This window comes from Kordia sp., assembly GCF_050633145.1.
GTDB lineage: Bacteria > Bacteroidota > Bacteroidia > Flavobacteriales > Flavobacteriaceae > Kordia.
Genome location: NZ_JBOEFY010000015.1, coordinates 72,958 through 90,499 on the forward strand (window position 1 = coordinate 72,958; position 17,542 = coordinate 90,499).

The following is a 17,542-nucleotide window of genomic DNA, read 5'->3' on the forward strand; positions in this document are numbered from 1 at the left end:
GCTAAAAACAGAATTGAAAAGATGACATTTAGAAAAGCGACGAGAAATGACCTTTCACAAATTGTGAAAATGCTTGCAGATGATGAACTTGGGAAAACTAGAGAAAATTATCAAACACCATTACCAACAGAATATTTGAACGCTTTTGAAAATATAAATGCTGACCAAAATCAAGAACTGATTGTTGTAGAAGATGAAAACTTTGAAATTATCGGAACCTTGCAATTATCCTATATACAGTATTTAACGTATCGTGGAGGCATAAGAGCCCAAATAGAAGCTGTAAGAATTAGAAAAGATAAAAGAGGACTTGGAATTGGAAAAACTATGTTTGAATGGGCTATTCAAAGAGCGAAAGAACGAAACGCACATGTATTACAATTAACAACAGACAAAAAAAGACCGAAAGCAATCAAATTTTATGAAGATTTAGGGTTTAAAGCCACGCACGAAGGAATGAAAATGCACTTTTAAATTGAAACAATCTGCGTATATTTAGCCATAACAAGCGGTAATATAAAACCAATGTTAAACATTTGAAGAAACTCAAAAAATGAAAAAAATTGCACTAATTACTGGAGCTAGTAAAGGAATTGGTTTCGCACTGACTGAAAAACTGCTAAATGAAAATTTCTTTGTTATCGGAACAAGTAGAAGCGGGAAATTTGAAAATCTTGAAAGTGAAAATTTTTATCCATTGAAGCTAGATCTTTCTAATACAGAAAGCATCAAAGCTGCTCACAAAGAGATTTTTAGCAATTTTAAGCATCTTGATTTTTTGATTAATAATGCTGGAATTGGTCCAGATTTAGGTACATACATTCCCGAAAAAGAATCTTTCAATCAAACTTTTGATGTTAATGTAACCGGAACTGTATTTTTTACAGAACCGTTAATCGAATTGATAAACGAAAACGGAATTATCTTAAATGTATCTTCAAAAATGGGATCATTAGATGTTTGTGAATTAACTGATTCTGTGGCATATCGAATGTCGAAAAGTGCATTAAATATGTACACCAAAATTCTAACAAATAGACTAAAAGGTAAAATTAAGATTGCTTCTATTCATCCTGGCTGGGTAAAAACAACTATCATAGAAAGTAATCTTAAAAATGGGAGATTAACTCCTGAAGAATCTGCTGATAATATATGGGAATTCTTAATAAATGAATTTGAAAGCGGAACATTTTGGAATTCTGAAACAGGAACTGAATTATTGTGGTAAGAAACACATATATAAAAATTACGTAAAACTACGCTGTGCTCACTTTCGGATATTTTATTACTTTTAAAAAAAATTAATTACATGGGATATCCAACAGAAATCTTGATCATACGACATGCAGAAAAACCTGCTGATGTTACTAATGAGAATTTATCAACTAAAGGTTATGAACGTGCAGCGGCACTCGCCTACTATTTGCCTGCTAATTTTGGTACAATAGATCACATTTTTGCCGCTGGTGTTGGGCATAAAAGCCATAGTGAACGTCCACGTGAAACGGTTACACCTTTGGCAGAACGTTTGGACAAAAAAATTCATGATTCGTATTTAAAGTATGAATACAAAGAGATGATTACTCATATTTTTAATGATGATAAATACACGGATTCTAAAATAGTTGTTGCGTGGCAGCATACAGATATAGAAGATATTTCAAACGCTTTTGGAGCTCAAGATGTTCCAACTAGCAAATGGCCAGGCGATTGCTTTGATTTGGTTTGGAAACTCACTTACAATGGTGACAAAACCTATTCATTAGAACAAATTCCGCAATTATTAATGTATGGCGATTCCGATGATATAATTGTAGATCCTGTAACAAAAACATTCTGTCAAGAACTACAAACAATCGATCCAAGAGAACTTTTTGGTTCAAACATACCAACTCCTGCTGGGAATTTCCCTAACCAAGCAATGACCTGTATTTTTCAAGTGCCAAAAGCCAATGTTCCTCAAGGAATGACAGAGCAATTTATATTTGTTGGAGCTGGTTATTTACTTTCAGAACAAGCAATTATTAACAATCAAATTGCTGCCGTTTTAAATGTTGCGTATGACGAAAATGATGCAAAAGATTTGCAAATACCATTCTCCGATCCGCAAGTAGACAAACGAGCTGCTTTGCCTTTTGAAAAAGCACCAAACGAAAATTATTACCTCAATCAGTTGAGTAAAGTTGGTTTGGTTGATGGAAATGAAAATGATATCATGACCTTAGTTGCTGCCGTATTGGAAGCAGATCAATTATTAAATTTTCCATCAACAACACAACAAAAAGCTGATGGAATGGTCAATTTTTATGCACAAGGGAATTTAGTCATTCACTGCCATGATGGAGGTAGTCGCTCCGTAACCATTACCGCATTATACTTATACTACAAATATTATGTACATACGGACATTCCTTTTGTTGAAATATATAAAAGTATTATTTGCTTACGCTGGAATTATTCCTCAAACAATCATCCAACAGAAGGAATTTGCGAAAACGCGTATGAAGTATTGAATACGTTTGAAGCTTTATTTCCAGAACCAATTCGCAAAAAATAAAAAATTACGGTATTCCCGTAGCTTAAAAAACATGTTCTTTTATAATTTTAAGTCAATACTAAAAATTATAAATCATGAAGAAAAAAAGTTTAAAAAATTTACCGCTAAACAAAATCGTAATTTCAAATTTAAAAATTAAAGGAGGAATTAGAAGGGCTGATGAAGGAGAATCATTATTCAATACTGTTTGCCCAATGTGTGAAACAGAAGATTGCCCAACAAAAAATGAAGATCGATAGATTATTAAAATAATTTAGAATAAAAGCTTTCAGGAAACTGGAAGCTTTTTTTAGGTCTAAACACAACTTTTATAAATAGCGTTCTACAAACCAAAAAAATGAATATCTTTGGGTTTATAACTATTCCCAATCACGCAAATACTATGAAGAAATTATTTCTTGCCAGCTTTTTTCTCGCTTTTTGTTTTGCTAATGCACAACATGGACTTGAAAAAGATATCGACGCTATTGAATCGAAATTAATTGAGTGGCGACGCGATTTTCATGAGAATCCAGAATTATCGAATAGAGAGTTTGAAACTGCTAAAAAAATTGCAAAACACTTAAAATCATTAGGTTTAGAAGTGCAAACTGGTGTAGCTCATACGGGAGTTGTTGGTGTTTTAAAAGGTGATTTACCCGGAAAAGTAGTTGCATTACGTGCAGATATTGATGCGCTTCCTGTAACAGAACGTACTGATATTCCTTTTAAATCAAACGTAAGAACAACTTTTAATGGTGTTGAAACTGGCGTTATGCATGCCTGCGGACATGATACACATACTTCAATATTAATGGCTGTTGCCGAAATTTTTTCAAAAAATAAAAGTAAAATCAAAGGTACAATTGTATTCATTTTTCAACCTGCAGAAGAAGGCGCACCAAAAGGTGAAGAAGGCGGTGCAGAAATGATGGTAAAAGAAGGTGTGCTTAAAAATCCTGATGTAGATGCTATTTTCGGATTGCATATTAGTGCCGGATTTGATGTTGGAACTATTAGTTATAAACCAGGCGGAATAATGGCTGCTTCACAGAGTTTTGAAATCAACGTAAAAGGAAAACAAAGTCACGGTTCAAGACCTTGGACAAGTGTTGATCCTATTATGACAAGTGTAAAAATTATTGATGGATTGCAAACCATTATCAGTAGAGAATCTGAATTAACAAAAGAAGGAGCTGTAATTACTGTTGGAAAAATTACAAGTGGTGTACGTAGCAATATCATTCCAGAAAAAGCACAACTTATTGGTACCATTCGTACGTTAGATTATGACATGCAAGCATTTATCAATAAGCGTATGAAAGAAATGGTTCCTGCAATTGCAAAAGCATACAGAGCCGAAGCTACTATCGAAATTGAAAAAGGATATCCAATTACATACAACGATCCAACACTAACCGCACAAATGTTACCATCGTTACAAAAAGCAGCTGGCGCAAACAATGTAAAAGAAATTAAAGCCATTACTGGCGCAGAAGATTTTTCATTCTTTCAAAAAGAAGTGCCAGGTTTGTATTTCTTTTTAGGTGGAAAACCTGTCGGAGAAGAAGCAACTTCACATCATACACCCGATTTTTATATTGATGAAAGCGGAATGAAACTCGGTGTAAAAGCTTTTGTACAACTTACTTTAGATTACCTCAATAACTAATACAATATGGACGCAGTTTTAGATTTTTTAGGAAACATCTCTTGGTGGATGTGGATACTGATTGTACTATTTTTTATTGCCATCAGAGACATCTTTCAAAGAAAACACACCATTAGCCATAATTTTCCTATTGTAGGACATATTCGCTATATGTTTGAAAGTATTGGTCCAGAAATTCGCCAATATTTTGTAGCAAACAATCGTGAAGAATTACCATTTAATCGTATAGAACGCGGTTGGATTTATGCTTCTGCTAAAAAACAAAACAATTACGAAGGTTTCGGAACCGATAGAGATATTTATGCACATCATCACATGTTCATTAATAATGCAATGATGCCCTATAAAGTTCCTGAAAATCATCCAAATGCTGTAGATAAGTCGTTTTTACCATTCGCAAAAGTGATGGGTGAATTTAACAAAAGAAAACGTCCGTATCGTCCAGCTTCTATCATTAATGTATCTGCCATGAGTTTTGGTTCTCTTTCCGCGAAAGCAGTAGAATCTATGAATAAAGGTGTAAAAATGGCGCATGCCTATCATAATACAGGTGAAGGTGGTTTATCTCCACATCACAGTCATGGCGGCGATGTTGTATTTCATTTTGGAACAGGATATTTTGGTGTACGTGCCGATGATGGTGGATTTTCTATGGAAAAAATGATCAAATTGGTGGAAGATAATCCATTTATAAGAGCCATTGAAGTAAAATTATCGCAAGGTGCAAAACCTGGAAAAGGTGGTGTTTTACCTGGAAAAAAGATTACACCCGAAATTGCAAAAATTAGAGGTGTAGAAGTTGGAAAAGATGTACTATCACCTCCAAACCATAAAGCATTCTCTAATGTCCCAGAATTGGTTGATTTTGTAGAAGAAATTGCAGAAGCTACAGGATTGCCAGTAGGTATTAAAGCTGCCATTGGAAAACTAGAACAATGGGAAGAATTGGCAGATATCATGAAAGCGACTGGAAAAGGACCCGATTTTATTACGGTTGATGGTGGTGAAGGTGGAACTGGAGCTGCGCCTCCAAGTTTTGCAGATCACGTATCGTTGCCTTGGGTATACGGTTTTGCAGATTTATATAAACTATTTCAAGACAAAGGACTTACCGAACGTATTGTATTTATTGGAAGTGGAAAACTAGGATTTCCTGCCAAAGCAGCCATGGCATTCTCTATGGGTGTTGATTGTATCAATGTAGCACGTGAAGCCATGATGAGTATTGGTTGTATTCAAGCGCAAGTATGTCATACCAACAGATGTCCGGCTGGAGTTGCCACGCAAAGTAAATGGTTGCAAAACGGAATTGATCCAACATTGAAGTCAGTACGATTGGCGCAATATTTTAAAACGTTCCGTAAAGAATTCATTGAAATTACGCATGCTGCGGGTTATGAGCATCCGTGTCAGTTTACAATGCAAGATGTTAAAATGAATGTAGACGATCATAATTTATCGAAAAACTTAAACAATACCTATAAATATCAAAAAACACCTGTTCCGTTTTCGGGAATGAAATCGTTACAAACCTGTGAACATTTGGGTGGAAAGTAATTTTTTTGTGCACACTGAGCGTGTTGAAATGTCAATCTGTTTTTTGTCAATTTGTTAATATGGTAGATCCAAGTGTAAACTTTTAAACCTAGAAACTAGCTGTTTTCCAATTCTTCCAACTCTAAATGAAAATCATATTGAATATCTTCATGAAGCGTGCTGATGGCTTTTTTTGCCATTCCCAACTGTCGTTCATAAATATTGTTCATTTGCACACTTCTTTGATGCGAAGGTTTTAGCTCTTTCAATTTTCCACAAAAATGAAGCAATACAGCGGCTTCCGTTTCTTTCTTTTTGGAGTATCGAATGTACTTTTTGAGTAGACGTAAAATTTTGCGTGTGCTTTTCTTTACATAATACAGACTATCGTGATTCAACTTTGAAAACTCCGCATCAGTTTCTTCTTTAATTTCACGAATATATTCATCTTCATCATGTGAATCAAAAAGTGCATACGTTAGTAGTTCTTTGTTCTCTTTCTTAAACTTTGCCAGTTTTAAGCAGATTTCAATCAGTTCTTCATGCGAATGTTCTTTCAATTCTTTTTTGAGGATGGATACGGTGACTGCTTTCATGTGTTAATATCTATTGTTTTTTATCGGTCGCATGTTCTTCGCTATTAATCATTTTCTTGAGTAAGAAACTTTATAACATGCTCATTTCATGTGTGCGGAATGATTTCGGTGTAATGTAAACAATAAAGCTTATTTTATATAAAAGTTCTAAAAGAATTTTTGCTGATGTGATAAACTGTTAAAAAATGGATACATTCCTTTTGATCTTTATACAGATTCCTTTAGCTTTAAACAATGATTAAACTTCTGTAAGAAATAGATTTAATTATAATAGAAATAACAGGAATTCTGTTATACATATGGTAGGCGCAATAAAGATAACTACATCTCATGAAAATGTATATTATTATAAAGGATGATACTCCTGATAAATTAGTTCCTGTAATAACTGCTCACGCTTCGTTGGCTTGTTACAAAAAATATGAGAACAATTTAGATATGCAAAAATGGATGAATGGAATATTTAAAAAGGTGGTTTGTTTAGCTAATGAAATTGAATTTAAAAAACTTAAAGAAGAACTAAATTTTGTAACATTAACCGAGTCTTCCCTTGATAACAATGAAGTTTGCTTAGCATTTTGTCCAAGAGAAGCGTACCCAAAAAGATTTAAATTCTTAAAAATGTGGACTCCTCAAAATATTTAAAAGAAAAAATGATTCTGGAGCTAATCGTACTAATATAATTGAAAGATTTGATTTGAACTAAAATTTAAAAAATGAAAACAACAACATTTCTAACATTTGTAGGAGATCAATGTGGAAAGGCTGAAGAAGCAATAAATTTTTATACTTCTATCTTTCCGAATTCAGAAATTAAAAGCATTACAAAATACGCTGAAGGAGAAGCCGGCGGAACTCCAGAACTTATAAAATATGGCGTATTTACATTAAATGGTATAGAGTACATGGTTTCCGAAAGCAATTATAATCATGCTTGGTCATTTACGCCCGGAGTATCAATATTCGTTGCATGTACCTCTGAAAGTGAAATAGATACTTTATTCGACAAAATTGTTGAAAATGAAGGACAGGTTATGGTTCCTCTTGACAATTATGAAACAGGAGATTATGGCTTTGGTAAAAAATTTGGATGGTGTCAAGATAAATATGGAATTTCATGGCAATTTAACCTTTCAGAATAATCTAATGTTACACTACAAGTCAAAACATGTCTGGTACTTCTAATAAATTACGAAAACTAGTTAGTGGAATACTTGAAGATTTAAAATAGACGGAGTAAATTTAAATAGTAAAAAATCATTTCAAAATGAAAAAAACAATCCCTTTAGTATTCTTGTTGAGTTTGATCGCTATAAGTTGTACTCACAAAAAAGACGAAAAAAATAATCTTGCTAAAATCGAAAAACTTCAAGCCGCAAATGACAGCTTGAAAACGATGTTGACACCAAATAAGACTATTATGAAAAAACAGATTAAAACGTTCCTTACTTTTCAGGACAACAATGCAGAAAATGCAATGAATTTATATGTGGAATTATTCAACAATTCTAAAATTATCAAAGTACAACGTTGGGGAAAAGGAGCTCCTGGCGAAGAAGGAAAAATTATGATGGCTGAATTTGAATTAAATGGAAGTTCCTTTATGTGCAGCGATAGTCCGCCTGTTCATGATTGGAACTTTTCTCCTGCCGTTTCTAACTATGTTGAATGCGAAAGCGAAAGCGAACAAGAACGACTATTCGCAAAGTTGTCTGAAAACGGTACTGTAACTATGCCATTAAACAACTATGGTTTCAGTAAAAAATTTGGTTGGGTTATTGACCAATTCGGTATTTCTTGGCAATTGAATTTACAATAAGAAAAGCTAAGTGCTCTAAAAAATATTGGAATCAAAACTATTATATAGCGCAACCAATCATTTAAAGTCTAAACTTCTTTGGAAAGAAATAAACAATGAAGAATGGATTTATTTCGGAACAGATGCGCATATTGATTCTGATTTAATTCAAAAAAGCATCAATGAGTATTTTAATGGTGAAGCTATTTTCTTTGTTTATGAAAGAACAAATTCTGGACATCTTGAAGAAGAACAGTATCAAAAAATGTTTCATGCAATACTTGGAAATAAGAACTTTTTCCTTTGGAACAAAAAATTAACCAAAGCAATTGAATTTAGTTATATAGGAATATTGAGATTTGGCGAACTTGACAATTAAAACGTTGAATAAGCGTAAGCAACAATCTAAAGCAAATGAGGAATAACAGAAAATACATCCTATTTATTGGGGTAATTGCATTGCTTTTTGTTGGATATTTCATTGCCAACAAGGTACTTTTCAATGAAAAAGAACCAACAACTACACACGCAATAAAACAAAAATCTGTACATGAAAATGGCTTTCAAGCAGATTACTTTGCGAAAGAAAATACAAATAGTAAAGCTGCAATACTACTAATTGGTGGAGGACAATGGGGAAATTATTGGGCTAACGAATTTGCCAGTAAAGATATGGTCGGCTTGTCAATATCGTATTCAGGAAAAGAAGGTTTGCCAAGACTACCAGAAGAAATTGAATTAGAATATTTTGAAAACGCCATTAATTGGCTTGCAAAACAGCCCGAAGTCGATCCAACTAAAATAGTGGTTATGGGCGCATCAAGAAATGCAGAATTGGCATTGATAATTGCTGCTACATTCCCTAAATATATCAGCGGAGTTGTTGCCTATGCACCAAGTGCCGTTTCCTGGTCAAATACAGTGTTACCGTACAATTCCAATGAATTGAAACCGAGTTGGACATATAAAGGAGTTGACATTCCGTATGTACCAATGAAAAAAATCACTGGCGTAGAATCGGATACAATTCAAATGGTAGCATATTGGAAAAACGGTTTAGCAAAAACAAATTTTGTAAAACAAGCAGCAATCAAAGTAGAAAAGATTACTGGACCAATTATACTTTTTTCTGGAAATGATGACAAGGTTTGGCCATCGTCAATAATGGCAGACATGATAGAAAAAAGATTAGAAGATACTAATTTTGAACATTCCTTTCAGAATATAAAATATGACAATGCTGGACACTTAATTTCTACGAATCCTGATCAAAATTCAAGTTATAGAACTGGAAAAATTTATATTGATGGAAAAGAGTATCAATTTGAATTTGGCGGTGATGATAATGGCGATTTTAAAGCAAAACAAGATGCTAGGTTGAAACTGATGGAATTTCTAGAAAAAATATAAATTCGAATAAAAGGAAGTTGTTAATAACACCCAAAACCATTATTTTAAATGAGCATTGAAAAAGCATATAATAGTTGGGCAAACCAATATGATACAAACCTCAACAAAACGAGAGATTTAGATACGAAATCAACAATTGAAACGTTGCGTACGCTTGACTTTTCAAAAGTTATAGAAATAGGTTGCGGAACAGGAAAAAACACAAGCTATCTTTTAACAAAAGCGGATCAAATTATCGGATTGGACTTTTCTCAAGAAATGCTCAACAAAGCAAAAGCGAAAATCCAAGATGAACGAGTAGAATTTCAGAAAGCAGATATAACAACAGCATGGAATATTGAAAATGATTTTGCCGATTTGATAACCTGTAGCTTGGTTCTTGAGCACATTAAAGAGTTAGATTTTATTTTTAATCAAGCAGCTAAGAAATTAAAAAGCGGCGGATTCTTTTTTATCAGCGAATTACATCCATTCAAACAATACTCAGGCAGTAAAGCCAAATTTGAAACCGAAAACGGAACGCAAGAGTTAGAAACCTATGTACATCATGTTTCGGAATATTTGAATCTAGCGACTAAAAACAGATTTGAATTGGTGGAATTAAAAGAATGGTTTGACGATGAAAACAAAACTGGAATTCCACGACTTATTGGAATTCTATTGCGAAAAAGTGTTCCTAATTAACATAAGTTCTATTAAATTCTACAACCGTAACATAAGCTTAATAAAATCAACTTTTGTCACTTCGAGCGCAGTCGAGAAGCTAAAGAAAATGATCATTTTTATTGAATCTCGATAGCTTCGCTAGGTATTTTTTAACAAAATTTATTTTGATCTCAATAATGCTCGATTTGACATTTTTGTTAAAGTGTTTAAGATTACATATGACTTATTTTTTATGTCAAACTCACACTATTTAACATTCTGCAAACAGAAGATTCATTTCATAAAAATAATTTACATCCAATTCGCTTCAAATACATCATTCACACAATAAATCTTTATTTGCCTAGTTAGTAAAAACATATTATGTTTGCTAAAACTGCTATTTTATGGAAGATAAAATTTTTGATTTGATTATGTATACAGTTCCAGCTATTATTACTGGTGGAATTGCTTATTTTTTCTTTAGAGATCACATGTCAAATGAAGATAAAAGAAGACGTTATTTATTGCACAAAGACGCGCAAAAAGAAGCCTTACCAATACGTTTACAAGCGTATGAGCGACTTTCTTTGTTTTTGGAACGTATGGCACCTTCAAAATTATTAATTCGCGTTTCGCCGACTTCTTCCAATAAAGAAGATTATGAACGTTTGTTGATTATGAGTATTGAACAAGAGTTTGATCACAATCTGTCTCAACAAATTTACATGAGCGATCAATGTTGGAATATCATCATTGCCGCAAAAAATACAACGATACAATTTGTTCGTAAAGCAGGATTATCTGAAAAAGTAACTTCTGCCGATAAATTACGCGAAGTTATTCTCACAGAAATGATGGAACAAGAATCGCCAAGCGCTACTGCCCTATCATTCATTAAAAAAGAAGTAGGCGATATATTAAATCCTTAAAAAGTGTTACGTAAAGGTTTTATTAGTTCTTAGCAATTTTAATCGTTTTGCTTCTATTTGCGCTATCCGTAAGTTTTACAAAGTACAATCCACTCTGTAATTGCGACATATCAACTGTTTCAAAATGATTCTTCTGCGTAAGCATTACTTGTCCTTGTATAGAATATATTTCTAAGGATTTGATATTGGTTGTTTTGCTTATGTGCAAAGTGTTTTTAACTGGATTCGGATATAAAACTACATCTGTAAAAGCGGTTTCTGGTGATACACTTAATAACATTTGTGAACCAAGTCCCATACGTTCAACATAATTTATTACACTTGAATACGCTTCCATATCTGTCATTAGTAAATTAACATCACAATCGCATAGTAATGTATAAACACTCAACAAATAAGGATCTGTAAATGACGGGTAATATTGTTCATAAAAATAGACATTGTATGTTGTAAAAAGTGCATTCAATCCAGCGTCGTTTGTTGTAACAATACCATTATTAGTTCCTGTAACAGTTCCAACATTAACATCTACAATTCCCAAATACAGTTGGTTATGTGCTAAACCATCATCTAAAGGATATGCATTTCTAATTACCGAAGAATATGCATTTAATTCTGCTGCTAATTGATTATTATCACAGTTATCACAAATAACTAAAGTCCAGTTTGCATACCCATTTTCACTTACATTCGGTAGAGATTCTATATAGTCATAAGCAATAACATTATTTCCTGTTAGAATTGTATTTAAACCTACATCATTCGAATAATCTGTCGCGCCAAAAGGCATATCATAGTAGTAAGAAGGATAACCAACAAAGTCATAGTTTGGTGATTGATCTACCATTTCTATTTGGATATACTTTTCTTGTCCAAACGAAATTTGGGTAAAGAGAAATAGTATCGCTATGAATGTAATTTTCTTAATCATACTTCAAATTTCTTTTAAAGATACTTATTTTCTTAACTCTAAAGAAAGATTAGTCCTATAAAAATGATTCAAATCGTAAAATTAGGTACTTCTACGTATGGACTGATTTTACTCTTTTAGCTCTTCATTTTTCATCTTTGCATGATGAAATCCTTGTTCCCACCATTCAGCCATTTGTTTTTTATTAAAGATTAGAGAATTATCCGTTAGTTTCGTTGGTGTAAAATAAAGGTTGAGTTTTACATCTCTATATTTTGCGGACAGTTTTCCAATATTGATATCATGTCGCTCCACTTGATCAATTAAAAAACTAAATAAATTGACCATTAAAGAAAAAGGGTTTTTCCCTAATTTTTTATTTTCTTCACCACGCTTGGTTTCCAATATAATGGCATCTATTTCTGTGGCGCCTCTTTTAATTGCCTCATGAATAGGAACAATACATCCAAAACCTCCATCGGCATATTCGTCACCATTTTTTGTTGCCAAACTCATAAAAGGAACATAATTGCATGAAATCCAAATCCAATCGCAAAAGTCTTCATACTCATGATCTTTAATTGACTTGTATTCTACTCTATTTTTAGTAAGATTTGTTACGGTGACTACAACTTCTTTTCCAGATGCTTTTAAACGTGTGAATTCTTCTATTGAGAACTTTTTTCTAATCAGTTTTCTAAGCTTCTTTGTCTCTCCAAAAGTTCGTTTTCCTTTAAGTTGTTGTGTAAAAACATTAAAGTAATTAATACTAATAAACGTTTCGTCCTTTTTCTTTCGGACTATAAAAGGGTTTTTGCTAAAAATACTGCGTTGGTTTACAGAGGTGTATATTTCTTTGAGTTTAGGCACATTATCTAATCCCAATATTGGAACGATTAAACTCCCTGTAGACGTTCCTAAAAACATGTCATAACTCTTTCCTTGTTCTTCTATAAGATATTGCGCAACTCCGCCCGCAAATGCTCCTTTACTTCCGCCTCCAGAAATGACTATTGCTTTCATGTGTTTATAGTTATTGTTTTTTTATTTGTTACATGTAGCTTCCATATAACTATTTTCTTGGATATCGAAATCTAGTTATGGAAGTTTCATTTAGTAGTATTATTTTAGAATGAATTATAATTTTTTAACTAGATAGGCTTTTTCTTCTTCATTGAGAAGCTTCATGCTACGCTTTACATTTTCTGTATATGTCGGATTTTTGATGATGCTGTCTAATAAATCTCTGCAAAATTTAGCAAATCGCCAGTTTGGATGTCTTGCTCCATTTACCAAATCAGCTATATTTTGATCGGTAAACGAACGCAATTCATTGATAAAAACAAAAGCATTTTTTCGTACTTCAAAATGATTGTACGAACGTGTATAGTTTGAAAGTTCTTGGTAATAATATGGCGTGTTTCGTCCGCTGTAATTCTTAGTAACAATTGCTAACGTTAGCCAAAGTGTGCGGAAACTTTTGTCGTTAAATCCTTGTACATCTTTTGTTTGATCTAAATATTTTTTTTGATCTGCTGGAAAGTTTATCCACAAATTATACAAAGCGGCTTCTTTTGTTGTATAAGAAGCATCGTTGAGTAAACTTTCATACTCCGGTTTTAACTCAACAGGAATTTTTGTAAGTGTTTGTACAATGGCTTGCCGGACTTTTAAGTTTTCTGTTTTAAAAGCTTCTTTATATGTATTTATTTTTTGTGCTGAAATTTCTTGTGGAATGTTTTTGGCTAAATTGACTAATAATTCTTCTGAAATCGGATCATTTTCCTTCACAACATCTGTCTGAGATAGTGAAATAATTTTTTCAATTTCAGCACTAACTGCTTCACTAGATTCATTGTTATTAAACAACCTAAATAAAGCTACTTGTGATGGAATTCCTGCTATTCCGCCTAAATACGCATACATGTTTTCATCTATGCTTGAATCTTGTGTAAGCAATCTATCATGATTATAAAAATTAGCTGGCAATTGCGGATCTTTCAACCAAGTCTGCACAAACGCAGCCAAGTTTTGATTGCTCTCTTCTTCCACAATTTTGATAAAATCATTGGTTTCTGCACTTTTGAATTTATAAGTATTTAAATATCGTTGTACAGCTTTTTTAAATGGCTTCTCTCCTACTTTTGTACGCAACACATGCAAAGCCCATGCGCCTTTTTGATAAAACGTTAAACTGCTTGCTTTTGCATTTAACAAAGATTCCCCTTTTCCTTCATTCAAGGCTTTTAATTGCATTGCTGATTTGAAGAGTTGCCAATGAAAATAATCGTCTCCAAAAATTTCTTTTTCCGCTAATAAGGCATAATACGTTGCAAAACCTTCTTGCAACCAATGATGTTTTCCACTTTTTGCAGTGACCAAATCACCAAACCATTGATGTGCTAGTTCGTGTGCATTTACGTTTACATAGTTTTTATCGACAAAACCAATACTATCTACCACAAAACTATCTGAGAAAATTGTCGTTCCTGTATTTTCCATTCCTGCATAGAGAAAGTCTTTTACAGGAACTTGCTTATAATTTTGCCACGGATATGGGACACCAATTTCACTTTCTAGAAAGTCAAAAATACGTTTGGTATGTCGGTATGTAGGTTCAAAATTTGCTTCATCTTCAGGATAATAATACAATTCTATCGGTACGCCACTTTCTGAAGTAACTATTTTCTTTTTATACTTTCCGATGGCAATCGCAGCCAAATAACTACTCATCGGCTGTTTCATATCATAATACCATTTTGTCAATGAATCATTTGGTGATTCTTTCTTGATGAGTTTTCCATTGGCAATGACTTCATAACGCTTATCAAACGTAATGCTAAAGTCATATTCTATCTTTTCATTTACATCATCAAAACTAGGCAGCCAATTGCTTGTGTATTTTCCTTGACCTTGTGTCCACACTTGCTTTCTGCCCTTTTCTTCATTCCAGTCAATAAAGTACATTGCTTTTTTAGGATGCGTAAATGCAGCCAATCCTACCGTATGCTTCTCTCCTTTTTTAAAGTTGCTTTTAAGAATGATTTTTTTGTCACGGTAAAAATTTGTGCCTTTAAAACTTTGTTGATACACTTTATACGTATCCAAAGTTCGCATGTCTAAATAAATAGAATCAGTGTCTTGTAGAATTTCAAATTCGTAGTGTACATCAATACCAACTTCTTTTAGCGTAGGACGCAGCACAACATCAACCGTGGCTTTTTTAAAGTCAACAATCTCGGTTTGTTGTCCAGATACAATACAGGCAAAACAGTAAATAAAGATGGAAAAAATGTGCTTCATAATACGCTATAAACAAATAATACACCAAAATAGTATATTTCGGTGTATTATTTAATTTGAGGTTCAGATAACTTTTTTCAATTAAAATTAAATTTTCATCAAGAAAGAAGTTATTACCAACAGAATTATTGTTTTTTATTTTCGTTTTCTTTGTTCGCCCAAAGAAAAGAAACAAAAGAAACGGCGCTTTTCCAGAGGTGTTTCTAGTTTTTCTTTTAGGGAAAAACTAAAACCGTACGAACTTTTCTAAATTTTTTCCAAGGCTTCAAAAATTTTTAACGAAAAGTTCCTACTACACTGCGGAAAAGTCAAAGTACTCTCTTGACTATCATATAAAATTAATATGAAATAAAAAGCCTTAGCATTTTCATACTAAGGCTGTTATTATTTAATTTTTCAAATTAATCCATTACCGTAGGTTTTACAATTGGTGTACTACTTTTTACTACTACAAATGTTGATGTTGCATAGAACGCTCCATTATTACCTGAAGTAGATCCGCCATCACTTGTCCAATCTTGGTAATCGTACTCAAATGTAAACGTACTTCCGCTCATTGACGTACCAAATTGATTTATACGTACCGGAACTGCCATTCCTGGGCACCAACCTGCTCTGTCTGGATTCCAGTTTCCTGATTGCGGTTGTACAGGATTTGAAGCACAACCAATTGGCTCCATATTGTGTTGAAACATATTTGCTCCATTAATTTTTACATCATGTGTTCTAAAACACCATTCTGCACATGGTCTGTTATCTGAATCTACAGGTGTTGCATGTCCCCAACCAGAAATAATAGTACGTAAATGTGTTGCTTCTGCATTTGCTGGAATACTTACTGTTTTCGTTAAATCCCACGTTGCTGCGTCAATAGCTACTCCGTAAGGAACTCCCGAAGTTGACCAAGCATCATAGGTAATTACGTCTGCAATAGCGTAATATTCATAATCTGGTGTTCCTTCTACATAGTCAAATTCAACTGATAATTCCCATCCGTCAGATCCCCAAGTTTCAATACGTGCAAATAACTCTGTACTTCCTTGTAATAAGGATTTAAAGTCTGTTACATCAATTTCAAAACCTCGTGTCAATTGCGAGTTGTCTACTCCATACGGTGTAATATAGCGACCTATTTCATAAAACTCTCCCGAAGCATCGTCTTTTACTTTTATGTTTGCATACACGTCCCATGCATTACATCCGCCAGTTGGACAACGCAATTCTACATACATCATTATTTGTTCGATGTTTGACATATCGTTGTGTAAATTGAAGGTATTCGTTTCTGTTTGATTGAATCCACCACCAAAAGCAATTCTTTGACCATCAAATGTTTGATAATTGTGTCGTACTGCTGCTCCAGTTCCAGACAAATCAATCGTTTTATCTGTTACACCAGTTGCAGCTAAGGTAACAGTTCCCGTTTGCGCTCCTAAATCGGTTGCAGCAGGACTGAAACGTACATATAAATTTTCTGGAGTTGTGTTGATGGCTGTTGTATAGTTTGCAGTATTTGAAAAGTTGATATTATCTGTAGAAATTTCAAATGAACCTGTAACTGTTGCAGTCACAGCATTTTCAAGATTTACACCTCTTACTTGTACTGTTTGCGATGTAGACATTGTTCCGGCAGTAACATCACCAAAAGCATTCACGGTTCCTACTACTTGAATTTCACGAACGATCTCTAAAGCTGTTCCTGAAAGCGCCACTTGCTTTGTATTAAAATCATTAGAAGTGATTGTCATTGTGCCTGTTAAATCTCCTAAAGCTGTGGCTGATGGAGTAAATCGTACAGAAATTGTATTGCTTTGATTTGCTTGAGTTGCTGTTAAACTTATGTTTGAACTATAATTTGTATTGTCTGTCGAAATTTCAAAAGCACCTGAAACACTAATGGAAACTGTGCTTGTTAATCGTGCTCCTGTCATTGAAACTGACTTTGGAGACGACACTGTTCCTGCTTGAATAGCACTGAAACTCACACTTGTATTATTTACGCTTAATGTAGGACTTGCTGCCTCTGATCCGTCATCAGATTTACAAGCGCTAAATAGTAGCACGAATGCTAAAAAAGCATATAAAAAGGTTTGGGTAGTTGGTTTTCTTTTCATGTGTTGATTTGTTTTGCAGCTAAAAGTAAGTAAAAAAGCTGAAATATGCGCTTAACAAAAAACCTCAAAATCAATATTTTGAGGTTTTTG

At 33.4% G+C, this 17,542-nt stretch carries 18 protein-coding genes; 13 read left to right on the forward strand and 5 right to left on the reverse strand.

All coding sequences use genetic code 11. From position 1 onward, the window contains the following. The first annotated feature begins 21 nt into the window (after positions 1-21). From ACRBBL_RS07620 to ACRBBL_RS07645, 6 genes are all read left to right on the forward strand, one after another. A complete protein-coding gene (locus tag ACRBBL_RS07620) occupies positions 22-474 on the forward strand; it encodes an N-acetyltransferase family protein (protein WP_431368434.1) in 453 nt (150 codons plus the stop codon). 79 nt (positions 475-553) lie between these two features. Next, positions 554-1,228, forward strand: coding sequence for an SDR family NAD(P)-dependent oxidoreductase (locus ACRBBL_RS07625; RefSeq protein WP_431368435.1), 675 nt, complete (start codon positions 554-556; stop codon positions 1,226-1,228). A gap of 81 nt (positions 1,229-1,309) precedes the next feature. Then, the gene (locus ACRBBL_RS07630) at positions 1,310-2,557 is read left to right on the forward strand and encodes a hypothetical protein (protein WP_431368436.1); all 1,248 of its coding nucleotides are present in this window, start codon (positions 1,310-1,312) and stop codon (positions 2,555-2,557) included. A 74-nt stretch (positions 2,558-2,631) separates the two neighbouring features. After that, positions 2,632-2,796, forward strand: coding sequence for a hypothetical protein (locus ACRBBL_RS07635; RefSeq protein ID WP_431368437.1), 165 nt, complete (start codon positions 2,632-2,634; stop codon positions 2,794-2,796). Between the two features lie 143 nt (positions 2,797-2,939). Then, positions 2,940-4,208 (forward strand): amidohydrolase, encoded by a 1,269-nt coding sequence (locus ACRBBL_RS07640; protein ID WP_431368438.1) that lies wholly within the window; start codon positions 2,940-2,942, stop codon positions 4,206-4,208. 6 nt (positions 4,209-4,214) lie between these two features. Beyond that, positions 4,215-5,765 (forward strand): FMN-binding glutamate synthase family protein, encoded by a 1,551-nt coding sequence (locus ACRBBL_RS07645; RefSeq protein WP_431368439.1) that lies wholly within the window; start codon positions 4,215-4,217, stop codon positions 5,763-5,765. A gap of 95 nt (positions 5,766-5,860) precedes the next feature. Here the strand turns inward: ACRBBL_RS07645 and ACRBBL_RS07650 are convergent, their stop codons facing one another. After that, positions 5,861-6,340, reverse strand: coding sequence for a hypothetical protein (locus ACRBBL_RS07650; protein ID WP_431368440.1), 480 nt, complete (start codon positions 6,338-6,340; stop codon positions 5,861-5,863). A gap of 330 nt (positions 6,341-6,670) precedes the next feature. Between ACRBBL_RS07650 and ACRBBL_RS07655 the strand changes: the two genes are divergently transcribed. The 7 genes from ACRBBL_RS07655 to ACRBBL_RS07685 all read left to right on the forward strand — a co-directional run bounded on the left by ACRBBL_RS07655 (position 6,671) and on the right by ACRBBL_RS07685 (position 11,125). Continuing rightward, positions 6,671-6,985: a hypothetical protein gene (locus ACRBBL_RS07655; protein WP_431368441.1), complete on the forward strand. Its 315-nt coding sequence runs from the start codon at positions 6,671-6,673 to the stop codon at positions 6,983-6,985. Between the two features lie 71 nt (positions 6,986-7,056). Continuing rightward, entirely contained in the window at positions 7,057-7,482 is a 426-nt protein-coding gene (locus tag ACRBBL_RS07660) for a VOC family protein (protein ID WP_431368442.1), read from the forward strand. 125 nt (positions 7,483-7,607) lie between these two features. Continuing rightward, positions 7,608-8,159 (forward strand): VOC family protein, encoded by a 552-nt coding sequence (locus tag ACRBBL_RS07665; protein WP_431368443.1) that lies wholly within the window; start codon positions 7,608-7,610, stop codon positions 8,157-8,159. A 25-nt stretch (positions 8,160-8,184) separates the two neighbouring features. Further along, on the forward strand, positions 8,185-8,517 hold the full coding sequence (locus ACRBBL_RS07670) for a hypothetical protein (RefSeq protein WP_431368444.1): 333 nt from the start codon (positions 8,185-8,187) through the stop codon (positions 8,515-8,517). 35 nt (positions 8,518-8,552) lie between these two features. Then, the gene (locus ACRBBL_RS07675; protein ID WP_431368445.1) at positions 8,553-9,548 is read left to right on the forward strand and encodes an acyl-CoA thioester hydrolase/BAAT C-terminal domain-containing protein; all 996 of its coding nucleotides are present in this window, start codon (positions 8,553-8,555) and stop codon (positions 9,546-9,548) included. A gap of 48 nt (positions 9,549-9,596) precedes the next feature. Then, complete coding sequence (locus ACRBBL_RS07680) at positions 9,597-10,232, forward strand: class I SAM-dependent DNA methyltransferase (protein ID WP_431368446.1); 636 nt, start codon at positions 9,597-9,599, stop codon at positions 10,230-10,232. Positions 10,233-10,600: 368 nt separating this feature from the next. Next, entirely contained in the window at positions 10,601-11,125 is a 525-nt protein-coding gene (locus ACRBBL_RS07685; protein WP_431368447.1) for a hypothetical protein, read from the forward strand. 22 nt (positions 11,126-11,147) lie between these two features. Here ACRBBL_RS07685 and ACRBBL_RS07690 read toward each other — a convergent pair whose 3' ends face one another. The 4 genes from ACRBBL_RS07690 to ACRBBL_RS07705 form a co-directional block, all read right to left on the reverse strand. Next, positions 11,148-12,056, reverse strand: coding sequence for a T9SS type A sorting domain-containing protein (locus ACRBBL_RS07690; protein ID WP_431368448.1), 909 nt, complete (start codon positions 12,054-12,056; stop codon positions 11,148-11,150). A 108-nt stretch (positions 12,057-12,164) separates the two neighbouring features. Then, the gene (locus ACRBBL_RS07695; RefSeq protein ID WP_431368449.1) at positions 12,165-13,058 is read right to left on the reverse strand and encodes a patatin-like phospholipase family protein; all 894 of its coding nucleotides are present in this window, start codon (positions 13,056-13,058) and stop codon (positions 12,165-12,167) included. 114 nt (positions 13,059-13,172) lie between these two features. Then, a complete protein-coding gene (locus ACRBBL_RS07700; RefSeq protein ID WP_431368450.1) occupies positions 13,173-15,338 on the reverse strand; it encodes a M1 family metallopeptidase in 2,166 nt (721 codons plus the stop codon). Positions 15,339-15,739: 401 nt separating this feature from the next. Continuing rightward, the gene (locus ACRBBL_RS07705; protein ID WP_431368451.1) at positions 15,740-17,452 is read right to left on the reverse strand and encodes a peptide-N-glycosidase F-related protein; all 1,713 of its coding nucleotides are present in this window, start codon (positions 17,450-17,452) and stop codon (positions 15,740-15,742) included. Between the last annotated feature and the right edge of the window lie 90 nt (positions 17,453-17,542).

Bases quoted from the DNA above. Each gene is read 5' to 3' on its own strand.
- ACRBBL_RS07695 (WP_431368449.1), bottom strand. From the start codon at position 13,058: ATGAAAGCAATAGTCATTTCTGGAGGCGGAAGTAAAGGAGCATTTGCG.
- ACRBBL_RS07665 (WP_431368443.1), top strand. From the start codon at position 7,608: ATGAAAAAAACAATCCCTTTAGTATTCTTGTTGAGTTTGATCGCTATA.
- ACRBBL_RS07675 (WP_431368445.1), top strand. From the start codon at position 8,553: ATGAGGAATAACAGAAAATACATCCTATTTATTGGGGTAATTGCATTG.
- ACRBBL_RS07685 (WP_431368447.1), top strand. From the start codon at position 10,601: ATGGAAGATAAAATTTTTGATTTGATTATGTATACAGTTCCAGCTATT.
- ACRBBL_RS07655 (WP_431368441.1), top strand. From the start codon at position 6,671: ATGAAAATGTATATTATTATAAAGGATGATACTCCTGATAAATTAGTT.
- ACRBBL_RS07640 (WP_431368438.1), top strand. From the start codon at position 2,940: ATGAAGAAATTATTTCTTGCCAGCTTTTTTCTCGCTTTTTGTTTTGCT.
- ACRBBL_RS07660 (WP_431368442.1), top strand. From the start codon at position 7,057: ATGAAAACAACAACATTTCTAACATTTGTAGGAGATCAATGTGGAAAG.
- ACRBBL_RS07705 (WP_431368451.1), bottom strand. From the start codon at position 17,452: ATGAAAAGAAAACCAACTACCCAAACCTTTTTATATGCTTTTTTAGCA.
- ACRBBL_RS07690 (WP_431368448.1), bottom strand. From the start codon at position 12,056: ATGATTAAGAAAATTACATTCATAGCGATACTATTTCTCTTTACCCAA.
- ACRBBL_RS07620 (WP_431368434.1), top strand. From the start codon at position 22: ATGACATTTAGAAAAGCGACGAGAAATGACCTTTCACAAATTGTGAAA.
- ACRBBL_RS07645 (WP_431368439.1), top strand. From the start codon at position 4,215: ATGGACGCAGTTTTAGATTTTTTAGGAAACATCTCTTGGTGGATGTGG.
- ACRBBL_RS07635 (WP_431368437.1), top strand. From the start codon at position 2,632: ATGAAGAAAAAAAGTTTAAAAAATTTACCGCTAAACAAAATCGTAATT.
- ACRBBL_RS07700 (WP_431368450.1), bottom strand. From the start codon at position 15,338: ATGAAGCACATTTTTTCCATCTTTATTTACTGTTTTGCCTGTATTGTA.
- ACRBBL_RS07630 (WP_431368436.1), top strand. From the start codon at position 1,310: ATGGGATATCCAACAGAAATCTTGATCATACGACATGCAGAAAAACCT.
- ACRBBL_RS07680 (WP_431368446.1), top strand. From the start codon at position 9,597: ATGAGCATTGAAAAAGCATATAATAGTTGGGCAAACCAATATGATACA.
- ACRBBL_RS07625 (WP_431368435.1), top strand. From the start codon at position 554: ATGAAAAAAATTGCACTAATTACTGGAGCTAGTAAAGGAATTGGTTTC.
- ACRBBL_RS07650 (WP_431368440.1), bottom strand. From the start codon at position 6,340: ATGAAAGCAGTCACCGTATCCATCCTCAAAAAAGAATTGAAAGAACAT.